This window comes from Mesosutterella porci, from assembly GCF_022134585.1.
Classification (GTDB): Bacteria; Pseudomonadota; Gammaproteobacteria; order Burkholderiales; family Burkholderiaceae_F; genus Mesosutterella; species Mesosutterella porci.
Genome location: NZ_JAKNCT010000016.1, coordinates 14,499 through 31,543 on the forward strand (window position 1 = coordinate 14,499; position 17,045 = coordinate 31,543).

The 17,045-nt window shown below is 65.2% G+C and carries 11 protein-coding genes and 2 tRNA genes; 5 read left to right on the forward strand and 8 right to left on the reverse strand.

Features of this window, described 5'->3' with window-relative positions; genetic code table 11:
• Nucleotides 1-178: 178 nt before the first annotated feature.
• Nucleotides 179-1,975, forward strand: coding sequence for an FAD-dependent oxidoreductase (locus MAF45_RS10790; RefSeq protein ID WP_237980583.1), 1,797 nt, complete (start codon nt 179-181; stop codon nt 1,973-1,975).
• A gap of 136 nt (nt 1,976-2,111) precedes the next feature.
• Here MAF45_RS10790 and MAF45_RS10795 read toward each other — a convergent pair whose 3' ends face one another.
• The 5 genes from MAF45_RS10795 to leuS all read right to left on the reverse strand — a co-directional run bounded on the left by MAF45_RS10795 (nt 2,112) and on the right by leuS (nt 9,150).
• Nucleotides 2,112-3,326, reverse strand: a complete 1,215-nt coding sequence (locus tag MAF45_RS10795; protein WP_237980585.1) for a THUMP domain-containing class I SAM-dependent RNA methyltransferase — start codon at nt 3,324-3,326, stop codon at nt 2,112-2,114.
• A gap of 43 nt (nt 3,327-3,369) precedes the next feature.
• Nucleotides 3,370-4,653 (reverse strand): glutamate-5-semialdehyde dehydrogenase, encoded by a 1,284-nt coding sequence (locus tag MAF45_RS10800; RefSeq protein ID WP_237980587.1) that lies wholly within the window; start codon nt 4,651-4,653, stop codon nt 3,370-3,372.
• A gap of 96 nt (nt 4,654-4,749) precedes the next feature.
• Complete coding sequence (holA, locus tag MAF45_RS10805) at nt 4,750-5,793, reverse strand: DNA polymerase III subunit delta (RefSeq protein ID WP_237980589.1); 1,044 nt, start codon at nt 5,791-5,793, stop codon at nt 4,750-4,752.
• Nucleotides 5,780-6,298: an LPS-assembly lipoprotein LptE gene (locus MAF45_RS10810; protein WP_237980591.1), complete on the reverse strand. Its 519-nt coding sequence runs from the start codon at nt 6,296-6,298 to the stop codon at nt 5,780-5,782. The genes holA and MAF45_RS10810 overlap by 14 nt, the downstream gene beginning before the upstream one ends.
• A gap of 200 nt (nt 6,299-6,498) precedes the next feature.
• On the reverse strand, nt 6,499-9,150 hold the full coding sequence (gene leuS / locus MAF45_RS10815; protein WP_237980593.1) for a leucine--tRNA ligase: 2,652 nt from the start codon (nt 9,148-9,150) through the stop codon (nt 6,499-6,501).
• A gap of 177 nt (nt 9,151-9,327) precedes the next feature.
• Between leuS and MAF45_RS10820 the strand changes: the two genes are divergently transcribed.
• Nucleotides 9,328-11,706, forward strand: a complete 2,379-nt coding sequence (locus MAF45_RS10820; RefSeq protein WP_237980595.1) for an ATP-dependent helicase — start codon at nt 9,328-9,330, stop codon at nt 11,704-11,706.
• A 275-nt stretch (nt 11,707-11,981) separates the two neighbouring features.
• Nucleotides 11,982-14,279: an inorganic phosphate transporter gene (locus MAF45_RS10825; protein ID WP_237980597.1), complete on the forward strand. Its 2,298-nt coding sequence runs from the start codon at nt 11,982-11,984 to the stop codon at nt 14,277-14,279.
• Here the strand turns inward: MAF45_RS10825 and MAF45_RS10830 are convergent.
• Nucleotides 14,188-14,571, reverse strand: coding sequence for a hypothetical protein (locus MAF45_RS10830; RefSeq protein WP_237980599.1), 384 nt, complete (start codon nt 14,569-14,571; stop codon nt 14,188-14,190). The two genes, MAF45_RS10825 and MAF45_RS10830, sit on opposite strands and share 92 nt — an antisense overlap.
• A gap of 70 nt (nt 14,572-14,641) precedes the next feature.
• Here MAF45_RS10830 and MAF45_RS10835 point away from each other — a divergent pair.
• Together MAF45_RS10835 and MAF45_RS10840 are read left to right on the forward strand one after the other, a co-directional pair.
• Nucleotides 14,642-14,718: transfer RNA gene (locus MAF45_RS10835), tRNA-Arg, on the forward strand.
• Between the two features lie 117 nt (nt 14,719-14,835).
• Nucleotides 14,836-14,929 (forward strand) — tRNA-Ser (locus MAF45_RS10840).
• 55 nt (nt 14,930-14,984) lie between these two features.
• On the opposite strand, the gene MAF45_RS10845 is transcribed toward MAF45_RS10840, so the two are convergent.
• Together MAF45_RS10845 and MAF45_RS10850 are read right to left on the reverse strand one after the other, a co-directional pair.
• Nucleotides 14,985-16,619: an IS1634 family transposase gene (locus tag MAF45_RS10845; protein ID WP_237980601.1), complete on the reverse strand. Its 1,635-nt coding sequence runs from the start codon at nt 16,617-16,619 to the stop codon at nt 14,985-14,987.
• Nucleotides 16,620-16,842: 223 nt separating this feature from the next.
• Nucleotides 16,843-17,045 (reverse strand): hypothetical protein (locus MAF45_RS10850; RefSeq protein ID WP_237980602.1); only part of this gene is annotated, 203 nt, incomplete at its 5' end.

Here is a 17,045-nt window from a genome sequence, read left to right on the forward strand (position 1 = left end):
GCTGGAGGCCAGATGACAGAAACGCCGCCCCGATCAGGGCGGCGTTTTTTATTTCTGCTGTTTCATAGCTTCGGTTCAATATAATGGAATTGGTGAGAACACTAGGGGCCGCAGGCGCCTGCCGCTGTTTGAAGCCGCGCGGAGCGACCTCCGCGGCCGGATTTGAAAAGGAGCAGCCATGAAAGAGATTTCCCGCAGAAGTTTTCTCAAGGGCAGCGCCGCCGCGGGCGGCCTGGCGGCGATGCCGGCCCTCGCCTCGGGACCCTCGGCGCTGCCGCGCGCCTGGACCTATGAGGCCGATGTGGTCGTCGTGGGCGGCGGCGGGGCGGGCCTGCCCGCTGCGATCGGGGCGCGCGACCGGGGGCTTTCCGTCATCGTGGTCGACGCGAACTACGACGTGGGCGGACACGCGATCGTCTCGGGCGGCAACGTGCCGCTGGGCGGCGGTACGGCTCAGCAGAAGAAGTACGGCATCAGGGACGACCCCATGACCTATTTCCGCGACCTCACGGACTGGTCGGTCGTGGAGACGAGCGGGATGCCTGACTACCGCTACAACGACCGGACCGTGCAGTACGCGATCGCGATGAACGCCGCCCGGACCTACGACTTCCTCGTCGCCAACGGCGTGCGCTTCGAGGACCGCGCCCCTGACAATCTCGGCGCGCACGCCGTGGGCATCTCGGCCCGCCGCGAGCACCACTGCGTCTGGAAATCGGGCCAGTGCGCTGAGAGCCCGGCGGGGGCCGGAGGGGCCGCTCTCATGCGGCCGCTTGAGTACTCGGCCCGGAAAAAGGGCGTGCGCTTCCTTCTCAACTACCACATGGACGAGATTTTCCGCGAGGACGGCGGGCGCGGCCGCGTCTGCGGGATCCAGGCCCGCTACACGCCCCGGATCCTGCCCGACGGGAAGCGCCTCGAGAGCTTCAGAAGCGAGGGCGGCATCGACTGCCGCGAGCCCTCCGTCACGGTTCGCGCGAGAAAGGCGGTCGTGATCGCGACCGGCGGGAACTCCGGCAACGTCGAGTTCCGGCGCATCTTCGACCCGAGGCTCACCGGGGAGTATGCGAATGCCGCGGGCGAGTACTCGCCGCAGGACGCCTCCGGGGAGCTTGCGGCGATGGCGGTGGGCGCTTCGCTCTGGGGCGCGGCCAACCAGGCGATGGACAGGAACGGGTCGCTGCGCAAGCGCCAGGTGATCGGCGTGCGCACGAACTACGTGAGCTGGACGAAGAAGTCGCCTGTGTTCCCGTTCGTGAAATACCCGGGGCTGCGGATCCTCAACTGGCAGGACGCGATCATCGTGAACCAGGCGGGCCGGCGCTTCTACAGCGAGTTCGAGAACGGCTACCCCAACGGCACCCACGAGGGCTTCTACAAGGACGGCGCGCCCTATGTGCAGGGCAGCTGGCGCAACACGACGAGAATCAAGTTCCGGCCCCGCAACTACATCGACGCGGCGCTGGCGCTGAACGAGGGCTCGAAGCCGCCGCTTTTCTCCGCCGGCCCCCAGTGGGCGGTCTTCGACTCAAAGGGCGCGGCCCGCGAGCACATGAAAATCGAGCCGGGCTGCTGCGATCCCCAGGTGTTCTTCTCGGCCCCCACGATTGAGGAGCTCGCGCAGAAAATCAACACCTCGCCCTGGCAGAGGTCGAAGATGGACCCGAAGGCGCTCGCCGAGACCGTGCGGCGCTACAACGGGTTTGTCGATGCGCACAGGGACGAGGACTTTGACAAGCCGTCGCCGCGCTTCAAGATCGAGACCGGGCCCTTCTACGCGGCCTGGGCGAGCTTTGCGGTGCACGACTCCTATGCGGGCCTGCGGATCGACGAGAACTGCCGGGTGCTCGACCTGAGGGGACGGGTGATCGAGGGCCTTTACTGCGGAGGAGAAAGCGCCGGGGGCTGCAGCCAGCACGGGCTGGGCCGCACGCTGACGCAGGGCTACATCATCGGGCAGAAGGCCGGGGCCTGAGCGCCTGGTCCAAGAGAAAAAGGAAGCCCTTTTTTCATCGGGACTTCCTTTTTTTTCCACAAGACGGCGCAGGAAGGCCGCGGCGCTCCCCGGCCGGGGGCGGGAAGGGCGGGGGAGCCCTCCTCCTGCGGCCTTCTCAGGGCGTGCCGGGGCGGCCGGCGCCGCCTTTTTTCTGCCTGCGGTTCGAGCCTGCGACCAGGTCGAAGCGGAAGAAGCGGCATTCGAGTGGGCCGTTGAAGAGCACCGTGCGGCGGCTCTCCTTCAGGTGCATCTCTCCCGGCAGGTGCAGGTCCGAGGTGAGCATCCACGCCCTCCAGCCCGGGAAGGCGTGCTTTAGGTTGTCGGCCACCTTTCGCATCATCGAGCCCACCGTGGCGCTGCGCGGCGAGGACTGTTCGCCGTAGGGAGGATTGGCGACGATCAGCCCCGGCTCCGTTCCTTCGGGAGGCACGATCTCGCGCGCGTCGCCCGTGCGGAAGGAGAGCCTCCCGTCCTCAAGCAGCGGCGCGAGCCCGGCGCGCAGGGCGTTCGCGCGCGCTTTTCCGACCACGATCGAGGAGATGTCGCTCGCCTCGATCCGCAGCTCCCGGTGCAGGTTCACCTCGCTTTTCGCGTCTTCAAGGAGCTCCTGCCAGGTTTCCGGCTCGAAGCTGAGCAGCTGCTCGAAGGCAAAGTGCCGCCGCAGGCCCGGCGCGACGCCGCAGGCCGTGCAGGCCGCCTCGATCGCGATGGTGCCCGAGCCGCAGAAGGGGTCGAGCAGCGTCGTCCCGGGCTCCCAGCCCGAGAGCATCAGCAGCCCCGAGGCGAGATTCTCCTTGAGCGGCGCCTCGCCCTTGTCCGTGCGCCAGCCGCGCTTGAAAAGGGGCTCCCCCGCGAGGTCGACGTAGAGGGTGCAGTACTTTTCATCCAGGTAGGCCGCGATCTGGACGTCCGGGCTGTCGCGGTCCACGTCGGGGCGGCTGCCGCAGGCCTGCACGAAGTGGTCGCAGACCGCGTCCTTGATGCGCAGCGTCGTGAAGTCGAGGGACTTGAGCGGCGCGCGGTGCGCGGAGACCGAAACGCGGATCGACTGCGAGGGCAGGAAGTAGTTTTCCCAGGCGACGGATCTGGCGAGCGCGTAGATGTCCCGGCTGTCCCAATAGTCGTGGAATCCCACTTCCTCGAGCACCCGCGAGGCGAGGCGAGACCGCAGGCAAAGCTCCCAGGCGGCCTGGCGCGGCCCCTCGAAGGCAACGCCCGAAGGGGTCGCACGCGTGCGTTTCGCTCCGCACGAGCGGGCCTCCTCTTCGAGGAGCTTTTCAAGCCCCCAGGGGCAGGCGGCGTAAAAACGGTGGTTCTTTCGGTCTGTCATCGCAGCGCTCTTCTGTTTAGTTTGCAGGCGCAGGCCCCTTTCCTCAGGCCCGCAGCTCCCCGTGCCCGAGCACGATGTACTTCTGGCTTGTGAGGCCCTCGAGCCCCACGGGGCCGCGGGCGTGCAGCTTGTCGGTCGAGATGCCGATCTCAGCCCCGAGCCCGTACTCGAACCCGTCGGCGAAGCGCGTCGAGGTGTTCACCATGACGGAGGCGGAGTCCACCTCGCGCAGGAACCGCTCGGCCGCCTCGTGGCTCGAGGTGATGATGGCGTCGGTGTGGTGCGAGCCGTGCTCGTTGATGAAGTCGATCGCCTCGGAGAGGCTCCTGACCACCGCGATCGAAATCACGGGGGCGTTGTACTCGGTGTCCCAGTCCTCGGGCGTAGCCTCGATCGCGGCGTAGCCCGCGTTCTGCACGAGCGAGAGGCTCGCCTCGTCGCAGCGCATCTCGACGCCCTTGTCGTGGAAGATCCGGGCGATGCGCGGCAGGAACTCGACGGCGGACTTCTCGTGCACGAGCAGCGTTTCAGTCGCGTTGCAGGGCGAGTAGCGCTGGGTCTTCGCATTGTCGGTCACCCGCACGGCAAGCTCCAGGTCGCAGGGGCTGTCCACGTAGGTGTGGCAGATGCCGTTCAGGTGCTTGATCATCGGCACGCGCGCTTTTCCCATGAGCCGCGAGATGAGCCCTTTGCCGCCGCGCGGGATGATGACGTCGATCCACTGGGGCGAGGTGATCATCTGGTCGACCATGGCGCGGTCGGTCGTCTCCACGTACTGAACCGCCAGGGCCGGCAGCCCCGCCTTCTGCAGCGCCTCGGAGACGAGCCGGGCGAGCAGCCGGTTCGTGCGGATCGATTCGCTGCCGCCGCGCAGGATCGCGCAGTTCCCGCTTTTCAGTGCGAGGGCCGCGGCCTCCACGGTGACGTTGGGGCGGCTCTCGTAGATGATGCCGATCACGCCGAGCGGCACGCGCATCCGGCCCACGATGATGCCGGAGGGCTGCGGGCGCAGCTCCTCGACGCTGCCCACGGGGTCTGGGAGCCGCGCGGTCTGCTCGAGGCTTTCGGCCATGCGCGCGATCACCGCGGGGGTCGCGGCAAGCCGGTCGAGGAACGCCGCAGGGTAGTTTTCGGAGCGAGCCGCCTCGAGGTCCTTTTCGTTTTCGGAGCGGATGTCGGCCGCGCGGGCGCGGATCAGGGCCGCGAGCGCGAGCAGGGCCTCGTTCTTGGCCCGGGTGGAGGCTCGCGCGAGCTCCCTGGAGGCTTTGCGGGCGTCCTGCCCGAGGCGCTTCATGTAAAGCGCGGGATCCAGATTTTCGTCTGCCATTTCCTTGTGTGTCCTCCCGGAGCGAGCCGGGGCGCCTGCGCTGGAGGCCGCCGCCGGAGTTCCTTCAACAATTTGTCTGAGCCATCGGCCTTTTTTTCAGCGCGAGAGAAACGCCGCGACCGACTTGAGTTCGATCCACGGGTCGGAGTCCCTGCCCGGCACCTCGAGCCCCTTGTAGATCTGATCGATGTCGGCGCACACGACAAGCGCGTTCCTCAACTTTGCGGTGCTCAGGCGCTTCGCGCCCGCGATGACCGCGGCGGCCTTCTCGCGCGGGAATATCCGCAGCTCGCGCGCCGCAGCCTGCGCGTTTTCGCCCTGGTCGAGCCGCGCCCGCAGGGCGATCATCCGGCGGATGTCCTCGCTGAATGTGTAGAGCAGGATGGGCATCACCTGGCTTGTCGTGAATTCGCCCCGCAGCCCTTCGATCGCCCGGCAGGCCCGCGCCCCGTCGCCCAGCATCGCTGAGGTCGAGACCGTGGCCACATCGTAGCGCGAATTGTCGAGCACCGAGGCCTCGACCTCCTCGAGCGTCACGGGCCCCTCGGAGTCGTGCAGCAGGGCGAGCTTGCGGATTTCCTGCGCCGCGGCAAGGAGGTTTCCCTCGGTCTGGTCGGCGAGGCACCGCAGGGCCTCCTCGGTCGCCTCGAGCCCTTCGCCCTTCAGCCTGCGGCCGAGCCAGGCGGGAAGCTGCGCGCGCGCGACGGGGTCGCAGTCCACCAGGTTCCCCGCGGCGGCGAGGGCCTTGAACCACTGGCTTTTGGCGACGCGCCAGTCGGCCTGCGGAACGGAAACCATGACGCACAGGCCCGGCATCGGCGTCTGCGCGAGCTGCTCGAGGGCGGCCGCCCCCCGCACTCCGGGCGAGGGGGCCGAGAGCCTCGCCTCGATGATCCTGCGCTCCGAAAAAAGCGAGGTTTCGCCCACGGCCTCGGCGAGCTGCCGCCAGTCGCTGCCGGCGCCCAGCACGAGTACGCGCCGCTCCGAGCAGCCGGCGGCCCGCGCGGTTGCCCGGATCGCGTCGGCCGCCTCCTGGGCGAGAAGCGGCTCGCGGTCCGCGATCAGCCAGAGGGGATCGACCGCGCCCGCCTTCTTCTGGGCGGCAAGCTTCGGGGAGAGCGTCGCGCTATTGAACCGCATGGGGCTTGGCCGCCTCGAGGCGGCGCAGCAGCTGTATCGCGATGTCTTTTTCAATGTCGCGGTAGAGCGTCGCCTCTTCCGTTTCGCGGGAAAGGTAGTTCTTGTAGGTGTAGGGGATGTCGCGCCTCGCCGAAAGCGTCGTGGCCGGCATGAACTCGTAGCCTTCGGGCGAGGTGAGCCTGAAGGTGATGTCGAGCCCCAGGCGGTATTCGCGGGCGTCGCCGCTGTCGTTGTAGGAGTTGACGACGCGGGTGCGGCTGGTCGAGTCGGTCGAGAGGATCGCCTCGGCATCCCGGATGTCGTCCACCACGGTGGCGGAGGTCTCCGCCTCGATCCGGCGGCGGATTTCGTGGGTGAGGGGCGACTGGCCGCTCATTTGAATATAGAGCGTCTTGAAGGGGACGGAAAAGCGGCCGCGCGGCCGGAAGCCGCACCCCGAGGCGAGAAGAGCGGCGGCTGCCGCAGCCAGGATCCTGCGCCTTGAAAGGCCGAGTTCGGGCAACATGACACTCCCTAAAGAGAAGCTGTTCTACAAAAAAGCGACGGCCCCATTATACGGGCCGCGGGGGGCGGCCGCCCGGAGGTGCGGGCGGGCTTCCGGCGCCGCCTCCTGTCGCAGGGACTTCAAAAAAATCCCCCCTGAGGCGGCCTCAAGGGGGACTGCGGAAGGGGCGGGACCGCCCCTTTGGCGCCTTCTGAAGGCCGTCAGGCCTTGGGCGCCGGCGCCACGATGTTCACGAGGCGCTTAGGCACGATGATGACGCGCCGCACGGGCGTCGAGCCGATGAAGCGCTTCACGTCCGGGTTCTCGAGCGCGGCTTTTTCGATCTGCTCCTTCGCCGCATCGGCGGGCACCATGATGCGGCCGCGCAGCTTGCCGTTGACCTGGACCACGAGCTGGATCTCGTCGGCCGCGAGGTCGGACTCCGTCGGGCGGGGCCACGGCGCGTCGATCAGCTCGGAGATCTGGCGCACGAACCCCAGCTCGTCCCAGAGCGAGGTCGTGATGTGGGGCGCGAGCGGGTAGAGCACGCGCAGCAGCAGCGACATCGACTCGCGCAGAACCGCGGCCGCGCCCTCGCTACCGTCGTCCTTGAAGGCCTCGATCGCGTTCATCATCTTCATGGCGGCCGAGACCACCGTGTTGTACTGCATGCGGTCGAGGTCGGCGGTCGCCTGGGCGACGTTCACGTACATCTCGCGCCGGAGCGCCTTTTCAGGCTCAGAGGCGCGCGCGGCGTCGTAGGGGCGCGCCGCGAGCAGCTCGTCGTGGTGCGCGTAGACCCAGGCCCACAGGCGCTTGAGGAACCTGTAGGTGCCCTCCGCGCCCGCGTTGCTCCAGGCGGCGGACTGGTCCGGGGGTCCGGCGAACATCACGAACGTGCGGGCCGTGTCAGCGCCGTACTTCTTGATGATGTCGCGCGGCTCGACCACGTTGCACTTCGACTTCGACATCTTCTGGATGCCGGCCGAGATGACGGGCTGGCCGTCTTCCTTCGCGACCGCACCCGCGGGCCTGCCCTTTTCGTCGGTCTTGATCTCAATCTCGTCGGGGTAGTACCAGCGCTTGTGCCCGTCGGGCATGTCGCGGTAGAACGCCTCGGCGCAGAGCATGCCCTGCGTGAACAGCCGCGTGAAGGGCTCGTCGAACTTCACGAGCCCGAGGTCGCGCATCACCTTCGTCCAGAAGCGGGCATAGAGCAGGTGCAGCACCGCGTGCTCGATGCCGCCGATGTACTGGTCCATCGGCATCCAGTAGTCGTTGCGCTCGTCGACCATGCGGTCCTTCGCGCCCGGGCAACAGTAGCGCATGAAGTACCAGCTCGAGTCGACGAAGGTGTCCATCGTATCGGTCTCGCGCCTGGCCGGGCCGCCGCACTTCGGGCAGCGCACGTTGAGGAACGCCTCGTCCTTGTTGAGGGGGTTGCCCGAGCCGTCGGGAATCTGGTCCTCGGGGAGGATCACGGGAAGGTCCTTTTCGGGGACGGGGACGGCGCCGCACTTCGGGCAGTTGATCATCGGGATCGGGGTGCCCCAGTAGCGCTGGCGCGAAATCGACCAGTCGCGCAGCCTGAACTGCACCTTCTTTTCTCCGAGGCCCTTCTCGTGCAGCGCCTCGGCCACTGCGTCGATCGCCTCGTGCAGGTGCAGCCCGTCAAAGCGGCCGGAGTTCACGCAGTAGGGATTGAGCGTCTTGTCGCCGTACCACTCCTGCCAGTGGTCCGTGGTGAAGGGCTCGACGCCGTCGACGTTCACCGCCTGGCGGATCGCGATGCCGAATTTCTTGGCGAAGGCGAAGTCGCGCTCGTCGTGGGCGGGCACGCCCATCACGGCGCCTTCGCCGAAGGTCATGAGCACGTAGTTGCCGACCCAGACCGGGATTTCCTCTCCGGTGAGGGGGTGGCGCACGGTGAGCGAGGTCTTCACGCCCTTTTTCTCGCGGGTGGCGAGGTCGGCCTCGGAGACGCCGCCCTTCGCGCACTCCTCGATGAAGGCGGCGACCTTCGGGTCGCTCTTGGCCGCGTACTTGGCGAGCGGATGCTCGGCCGCGACGGCGACGAAGGTGACGCCCATGATCGTGTCGGCGCGGGTCGTGTAGACGCGCAGCTGCCGCTCTTCTCCTTCAAGCGTGTACGGGAAGGCGAAGTCAACGCCCTCGGAGCGCCCGATCCAGTGGCGCTGCATCGTGCGGACCTCTTCGGGCCAGCCTCCGAGCTTGTCCAGGTCGTCGAGCAGCTCCTGGGCGTACTGGGTGATGCGCAGGTAGTAGCCCGGGATCTCCTTCTTCTCGACGATCGCGCCGGAGCGCCAGCCGCGGCCCTCGATCACCTGCTCGTTGGCGAGCACGGTCTTGTCGACCGGGTCCCAGTTGACGACCTGGGTCTTGCGGTAGGCGATGCCGCGCTCGAGCATCTTGAGGAAGAGCCACTGGTTCCAGCGGTAGTACTCGGGCTTGCAGGTGGTCACCTCGCGCGACCAGTCGAAAGCGAGCCCGAGCGGGGCCATCTGCGCCTTCATGTCGGCGATGTTGCTGTACGTCCACTTCGCGGGCGGGACCTTCTTGGCGAGCGCGGCGTTCTCTGCGGGCAGCCCGAAGGAGTCCCAGCCCATCGGCGTCATGACGCTGTAGCCGCACATGCGGCGGTAGCGGTAGAGGACGTCGTTCAGGGTGTAGTTCCTCACGTGCCCCATGTGCAGCTTGCCCGACGGATAGGGCAGCATCGAGCAGACGTAGTACTTCGGCTTTTCCCTGCCGTTCGCGTCAAGCGCGTGTTCCACGGCCCGGTAGACGTCCTGCGCCTTCCATTTGGCCTGGATTTCGGCTTCGACGAGCTCCGGGGAATAATTCTCACGCATTTGTGGAGTTCCAGTCTTTGAAAAATGAAAACAATCCAATAAGTATAGTACCGGCAGACCCGCGCCTAGGGCGGGCGCGAGGTGCGCGGAGCGCTTTGCGGGTAGAATGCGTGTGCTTCTTTTCATCCCTTCTTTTTCCGGCGGGCGGGCGCGGCGCGCTCCCCGACGTCTGAATCCATGACCCAGGAAGATCCTTTGACCGCGGGGCTCAACCCCCAGCAGCGGGAAGCCGTGACGTTTCCCGACCAGAACGTGCTCGTGCTCGCAGGGGCGGGCTCAGGAAAGACCCGCGTGCTCACCAGCCGCATCGCCTGGCTGATCCGCGAGGGCCGGGCGAGGCCCTCGGGAATTCTCGCCGTCACCTTCACGAACAAGGCCTCGCGCGAGATGCTCGAGCGAATCGAGCGGCAGATGCCGGGGGTGTCGACCCGCGGCATGTGGGTGGGGACGTTCCACGGGCTGTGCAACCGGTTGCTGCGCGTCCACGCGGCCGAGGCGGGCCTGCAGCCGTCCTTCCAGATCATCGACCAGGCCGACCAGCTCTCGGTGGTTAAGCGCGTCATGAAGGCCGCGGGCGTGGGCAAGGAGACGATCGAGCCGCGGGCCGTGCAGAGCTACATCTCCCGCATGAAGGAGGAGGGGCTGCGGGCCTCGGAGGTGAAGGGACCGGACATGCACACCGCGAACGCCGCGGTCGCGCTGCAGCTCTACCGCGCCTACGAAAGGCTCTGCGTCGAGGAGGGCATCGTCGATTTCGCGGAGCTGCTGCTGCGCAGCTACGAGCTGCTGCAGAGAAACGAGCTCATCCGGCGCCACTACGAGCAGCGCTTCTCGCACATCCTCGTCGACGAGTTCCAGGACACGAACGTGCTGCAGTATCGCTGGCTCAAGACCCTCGCGGGCTACGGCCGGGGGCCTGAGCGCGAGGAGGGCGCCGCGAACACGATCTTCGCCGTGGGCGACGACGACCAGTCGATCTACGCCTTCCGCGGCGCGAACGTCGGGAACATGGACGACTTCAGGCGCGAGCTGGGCGTCCGGAAGGTGATCAGGCTCGAGCAGAACTACCGCTCGACAGGCCACATCCTCGGGGCCGCCAACGCCCTGATCGGCTGCAACACGAAGCGGCTGGGCAAGAACCTCTGGACGGACGCGGGCGAAGGCAGCCGCATCCAGGTGATGCCCTGCCCCTCGGGCGAGGCCGAGGCGCGCTTCGTGGCCGAGGAAATCGAATCCGGGCACTCCCGGGGGCGCTCCTACCGGGACTTCGCGGTGCTCTACCGCTCCAACGCCCAGTCGCGCGCGATCGAGTCGGTGCTCATGGCGGGCGGGATTCCCTACCGCATCTACGGCGGGCACAGGTTCTTCGAGCGCGCGCACGTGAAGGACGTGCTCGCCTACCTGCGGCTCGTGGAGAATCCCTCCGACAACACCGCGTTCCTGCGCGCGGTGAACACGCCCGCGCGGGGCGTCGGGGCGAAGACGCTTGAAAAGCTGGACGAGACTGCCCGGGCCGCGGACCTCTCGCTCATGGGCGCGGTCTCCGAAATGAAGGGCGCGGCGGCCTCGAAGCTGCGGGGCTTCGGCGAGCTGGTGATGGGCATCCGCCGGGCCGCCTCCGGGCGCAGCCTCACCGACCTGGTGAGGATCGTGCTCGAGCGCTCGACGCTCAAGGGTTATTACGAGGACCTGGACCGCCGGGAAAAAACCGCGAAGGCCGAGGACCTCTCCGAAATCGTCAACGCCGCAGCGGCCTTCCTGAAAAGCGCGGACATCGACCCGGAGGCCGACGCGATGGAGCCCCGGGGCGAGGACGAGCTCTCGCCCCTTTCGTCCTTTCTCGCCCTGGCCACGCTCGAGGCGGGCGACAACCAGGCCGGCGCCGAGGCCGATGCCGTGCAGCTCATGACGGTGCACGCGGCCAAGGGGCTCGAGTTCCCGGTGGTCTTCATCACCGGGCTCGAGGAGAATCTGTTCCCGCACGTGAGCTCGCTGCGCGAGGGCGGGCAGGCGGGGCGCGAGGAGGAGCGCCGGCTCATGTACGTCGCGATCACCCGCGCGAAGCGCGAGCTCTACCTCACCTATGCGGCGCGCCGCTTCATCAACGGCACGTACCAGAACGAGCAGCAGTCCTCGTTTCTCGACGAGATTCCCCGCGAGCACCTGAGCTGGCGCCGCAGCCCCGCGGGCCTGAGCGAGGAGGCGGAGGCCTGGGGCGAGGGAGGCGGCCGCAGGAACGCGGCTTCGGGCCGGGGCGGGTGGTCGGGCCGCCGCGGCTCAGACGAGGACTCCGGGCAGGAGCGCACCTCTTACGGCTACTCCTGGCGGCCCCGCGGCGCGGACAGCTCCTACAACGGCTCGAAGTCGGAGCCGCTTCTGAAGAAGCGGACCGAGGCGGGCTGGAGCGCGGGGCAGCACGTGAGGCACCCGAAGTTCGGCAAGGGCGTGGTGATCTCGGTCTCGGGTTCCGGGGACCTCACCAAGGTGCAGGTCGCCTTCGCGGGAGCGGGCGTGAAGCAGCTGCTCGCGTCCATGGCGAAGCTTGAAAAGATCTGAGGACTGAAAAGAGGGCGGCGGGCGCGTTTCCCCGCCTCCGCCCGGAAAAAGAGATGGGGTGTTCAGGGCGCCCTTATGGAGCGGTGTTTTTTTGCGCTTTCAGCCTTCTCAGACTTTCCTTCGCTGTCGCCAGCGTTTAATATTCTCCGAACGAAATCCGCGCGCCAGGCGCAGAGAAGCACTCGAAGAAGGCGGCTTTCGGCTCTGAAAGGAGCTCGGAGCGGCCCGGCGGCTCACCGGTTTTCGGCCTGCGATCTTTGGCTCCATTTCCACGTATGGAAACCTTTTATCTAGTCATTCTTGGCTTTCTCGCGCTGCTTGCCGTCATCGACCTCTTTGTGGGGGTGAGCAACGACGCCACCAACTTCCTCAATTCAGCGGTGGGCTGCAGGATCGCCCCCTTCAAGGTGATTCTCGCGGTGGCAGGCGCGGGCGTGCTGCTGGGCGCCACCTTCTCGGGCGGCATGATGGAGATCGCGAAAAGCGGCGTCTTCAACCCCGGGATGTTCACCTTCAAGTCCGTCATGGTGATCTATCTGTCGGTCATGGTGACCGACGTGATGCTGCTCAATTTTTTCAACTCGCTGGGACTGCCGACCTCGACTTCGGTGTCAATCGTCTTCGAGCTGCTGGGCGCTTCCGTGGGGGTCGCCGCCAACGAGATCCTTTCCGACGGCGGGACGCTCTCGGAGCTGGGCGGCTACATCAACAACGAGAAGGCCTTCGCGATGATTGCGGCGATCCTCGTCTCGGTGGTGGTCGCCTTTGTGAGCGGCGTGGTCGTGCAGTATCTCATGCGGATGATCTTCACTTTCCGCTATGAGAAGACTTTCCGGAAGCTGGGCGGCCTTTTCGGCGGCTTCAGCCTAGCGATGGTTTTCTACTTCCTCGTGATGAAGGGCGCGCGCGGCGCCTCCTTCATGACCCCGGAGCTGCTCGCCTTCCTTGACGACCACACCTGGCAGATCCTCGGCTCGATCTTCGTCGCGGGCAGCGTCGTCCTGCAGCTTGGGATGGCGTTCTTCCGGCTCAACGTCTTCCGGGTCGTCATCCTCGCGGGCACGTTCGCGCTTGCCTTCGCCTTTGCGGGCAACGACCTCGTTAATTTCGTGGGCGTGCCGATCGCCGCGCTCGACAGCTGGAAAATCTACAGCGCGGGCGGCGGGGCGGTTCCCCCCGAGGCCTTCTACATGGACGCGCTCGCGCTGCCGATCGCTCCGCCCACGGTCCTGCTGCTGCTCTCGGGCATCGTGATGGTGCTCACGCTGCGGTTTTCCAAAAGCGCGCGGCGCGTGATTGAAACCTCGCTCAACCTCTCCTCGTCCTCGACGGGCGACCGCGAGCAGTTCGGGGCCTCGGCGCCGGGCCGGCTCATCGTGCGGACCATGATGGGGGTGGGGCAGGTCGTGCTCGCCTTCGTCCCGCTTTCCCTGCAGCGGGCGGTCAACCGCCGCTTTGAGCCCGTGGAGCCCCCCGCGGGGACCGAGCCTCTGCCTTTTGACTACGTGCGCGCCTCGGTGAACCTCATCCTCACGGCGATTCTCATCTCCACGGCCACTTCGATGCAGCTGCCGCTGTCGACCACCTACGTCACCTTCATGGTCGGAATGGGCTCGTCGCTTGCCGACCGCGCCTGGGACCGGGAGTCGGCCGTCTACCGCATCTCAGGCGTCCTCGTGGTCGTGGTGGGATGGTTCCTCACGGCGCTCACGGCCTTCATCGCCGCCTCGCTCGTGGCCACCCTGGTGCTCTACGGCGGGCGCCCGGTGAGCGTCCTGCTCATCGTGCTCGTGCTTGCCGTGATCGTCCGGATGAATCTGTCGAAGCGCAGGGATCAGAAGAAAAAGAGAATCGACGTCCGCAGCCTCGACCGGTTCGGAGTGCGCACGCTCCTGAACGAAGACGTCGCGCGCAACTACATCGCCTCGGTGAGCATCTTCAGCGAGGTCGTGAACGCGCTGCTCGTCGACAGCGAGCGGGCGCTGCGGCACACGAACAACCGCGCCACGGTGCTGATGGACGAGGTCTCCGCGAGCCGCTCGCTCTACTACACGATGGCGAAGTACCACGGCACGCACGATGACCTCGACGCGCGCTTCCTCTACTACCGCAGCCTCACCAACATGAAGGAGGTGTGCCGCTCGCTGCAGCGCGTGGCCTCCCAGGCCCAGGAGCACGTGGCCAACCGCCACCGCATCTTCAGCGGGAACCTTGCGCAGAACCTGGTGCACCTGGCCGGGCAGCTCGCCGAGACCGAGGAGGTGATACGCGACTTCAGCGAAGGATGGGCGAGCGCCGCGGACGTGCAGAAGAAGGGCCAGAAGCTGATCGACCAGGTCGCGCGCGACCAGGAAGCGCTTCTCGCGGGCATTTCGGAGTACCGCCTGTCGCTGCGCGGCTGCGAGCTCTACATGACCTTCCTGCAGTTCGTGCGCGACATCGTGAACCACTACAGCATCGTGGTGGCGCTGCAGAACCGGCTCAATGAGATCTGCGCGGAGGATTCGAACGATCTGGGCGATCCGAAGGGCGGTCAGGCTTCTTCAGCCCCAGCCCCTCTCGGAAAAGCCTGAGCGCGAGGTCGGGCAGGCCCCGGGGGCCGTCCTTCGACCAGGAGCCGCCGAAGCCGAAGCCGCCCGCGATCAGCGCGGCCGCGCTCCAGTCGGTGTACGCGAAGAGGTACCAGGCCGTGAGCAGGCTTGGAATGAGCGTGAGCCGCAGCGCGAGGCACGCGGCGGCTGCGGCCGCCGCCGCGGCCCAGGATCCCGAGAGCCTGTGCACGAGCAGCGCCGTGCCCGCGAGAATGGCCGCGATCCAGGCCGACAGGGCGAGCGCGAGGAGAAGTTTTCCGGGCCGGATTTTCATTTTTTTTCGGGAAGAAAGAAAAAAGACTTGCTTTTTTTAAATTACAGGCGTAACATTCTAAATCTCGATTGCGCCCGTAGCTCAGTTGGATAGAGCACCTGGCTACGAACCAGGGGGTCGCGGGTTCGAATCCTACCGGGCGCACCAATTTTTATTAGCCCTGAAAGCGGAAGTTTTCAGGGCTAACTGTTAGGGACGGTTTTTGAATCAAAGCCGCTTCCCGGCAGGCATACAATCGGTTTCGGCGAAGCGATTCGCCTTGGTGGAGAAGTGGCCGAGTGGCTGAAGGCACACCCCTGCTAAGGGTGCAGGTCCAAATTTACGGGCCTCGAGGGTTCGAATCCCTCCTTCTCCGCCATTAAGAAATTTTGAACCCCGGAGTCAAGCAACCTAAACTCCCGGTTAACTGATCCCTAACGCAGGACTTTAGGCGGGAGGGGCACCGACAGAAGCAGCGAGAGAAAATCCCGCTGCTTCTTCGTTATGGGCCGCGTCACCCAGGCATTGCCGCTGGGGCGTTTGTCCGCCTTGATGCACCTTAGCTTTGCCAGCAGGCAGTCAATCGAGTTGTGCGGAAGAGAGACTCCCGGAGCAGCACAGTCGCGGGCCCGCTTCAGCATCATGAGCCTGATGGCGGCGGCCAGAGTGCAGATGAACAGCTTTCCAATGTACCCGGTCTGCGAGCAGCGCAGACGGTCTCCGTCTACCTGGTTCTTGAACTGGTTGAAGTCGAGTTCGACCCGTCCCCTCAGGCGATAAGCCCAAAGAGCGCGGAAGGGATCCTCTTCCTCATTGGTCCGCAGAACAAACATGCCGGCATAGCGGCAGGCGTCCCGCATTGCGTCATCTTTCCTGACCCATCTCACCGCTCCGTTCCTGCCAGAGACCTTTTCTACAAAACGCCCGCAGCTTCTCCACAGGTCATCGGGCCGCCTGCCGCCTTCATTGAGGATGTCCAGCAGATCCTCGATTCTGACCGCCAGCTGCTTCATCTCAAGCTCATCTCCTCCCGGAAAGCGGTAAAGGTGGACGTAGACCGGTTTTCCAACGGGGCCGAAATCCGTATTCCGGGTCCAGTCTTCCTTGATCGTCCTTGCGTACACCTCGAGCCTGGGGTTGTAGAAGCTCACGTCGCGCAGAGACGCGCTGTAGCGGTCAAGCGCACGCAGGACTGAGTCTTCGGCCCTGCGGACGCCTTGAATGAAGCGCAGCTCGAGATCGAGCATCTTCTGCACGTTATAGAGGCTCCCATAGCCTCGGTCCGTCACAAGAACCGTGTCTTCAAGGTCAAATCCGGCGCTTTTCATCCGGTAAAGAATGTCGCTCAGGGCGGTGACGTCATTGACGGAGCCCGCATAGGCATGCGCATAGGCAATGTCGCCGGTGGCCTGGTCGCAGACAAAGGTGTAGTTGATCTTCCTGAGCTCTGGATCGCGTTTGGCATGCCCGAATTCAGCATCATCGATGGTAGTCGAGTACGTGGAAACGGAAGTGTTGTCCAAGGCGTAAAAAGTCTTCTCCTGCCGGCTTCTCGCCTGCTCGAGAATCCTCTGGTGCCGCAGGGCAAAGTAACTCTCGACATTCTTCTGCTTCACGCTTTCCGTCAGTTCGCTGATGCGCTGGGAGCTGAGCCGGCTGCGGGTCTGGAGGTAAACGTTGCGCCGCCAGTCCTCGCAGGCGGCCATTGATCCCCCGTTGTTAAGCTTGTAAATGGCAAGCGCCAGCAGGTCATTGGCATCGTCTCCGAAGACTGCTTTCAAATCGCTGCGCATCCCGGATTGATCGGCAATGGACTCGGCCGCCCAGGTCACGCCGGCGCTGAGCGTCTCATCCAGCTCCGGATCTTCCTCTGGCCTGGGTCCGGGTGCGGCCGGAAAGTCCTGCCGGTAGGTCACTTCATCCACGAGGGTTTTGTCGACTCCGTAAAAGAAGTCACCTTCGGCATAGGCGGGAAAATCAGCCAGGAAGCGCTTCCCAAACGACACTCTGCCATCCTCATGCAGCCGCCCCGCATAGCGTTTCGCGCTGCGGCGGGACTGCTTTTTCACTGGATCCCAGCGTGTCTGATAGGCATAGACGTAAGAAAGTCCTTGGGCGTTTGTTTCAACAGTGAAATGCCATCTGTCAGGGTTGTTTCGGCGCATGGGACAGCCTTTATGATCATTATTAATAAAATATGGATCATTTTACATTATAAAAGAAAACTCCACAATTTCTTTTTCAAAGAAATCACGGAGTTATCAACTTTAATAAGAGGTTGTTTGACTTACGTCATCCTTTTTCTTGATCAGTTAAATGGGAGTTTGGGAAGCAATTGATTTCCGGGGTTTTCTTTTGCCGGATAAAGTGAAGTGGTATTGGTTTTTTGGACACAAAGGAGCCCAAAACCATGTCCATCCCGCTCTCCATTAGAGAACAAGCCTGCGAGGGGCTTTTACACGGTCGCCCCAAGAAAACTCTGGCCAGAGAGCTTG

Coding starts and splice junctions, on each gene's coding strand:
- MAF45_RS10790 (WP_237980583.1), top strand. CDS start 179: ATGAAAGAGATTTCCCGCAGAAGTTTTCTCAAGGGCAGCGCCGCCGCG.
- MAF45_RS10795 (WP_237980585.1), bottom strand. CDS start 3,326: ATGACAGACCGAAAGAACCACCGTTTTTACGCCGCCTGCCCCTGGGGG.
- MAF45_RS10800 (WP_237980587.1), bottom strand. CDS start 4,653: ATGGCAGACGAAAATCTGGATCCCGCGCTTTACATGAAGCGCCTCGGG.
- holA (WP_237980589.1), bottom strand. CDS start 5,793: ATGCGGTTCAATAGCGCGACGCTCTCCCCGAAGCTTGCCGCCCAGAAG.
- MAF45_RS10810 (WP_237980591.1), bottom strand. CDS start 6,298: ATGTTGCCCGAACTCGGCCTTTCAAGGCGCAGGATCCTGGCTGCGGCA.
- leuS (WP_237980593.1), bottom strand. CDS start 9,150: ATGCGTGAGAATTATTCCCCGGAGCTCGTCGAAGCCGAAATCCAGGCC.
- MAF45_RS10820 (WP_237980595.1), top strand. CDS start 9,328: ATGACCCAGGAAGATCCTTTGACCGCGGGGCTCAACCCCCAGCAGCGG.
- MAF45_RS10825 (WP_237980597.1), top strand. CDS start 11,982: ATGGAAACCTTTTATCTAGTCATTCTTGGCTTTCTCGCGCTGCTTGCC.
- MAF45_RS10830 (WP_237980599.1), bottom strand. CDS start 14,571: ATGAAAATCCGGCCCGGAAAACTTCTCCTCGCGCTCGCCCTGTCGGCC.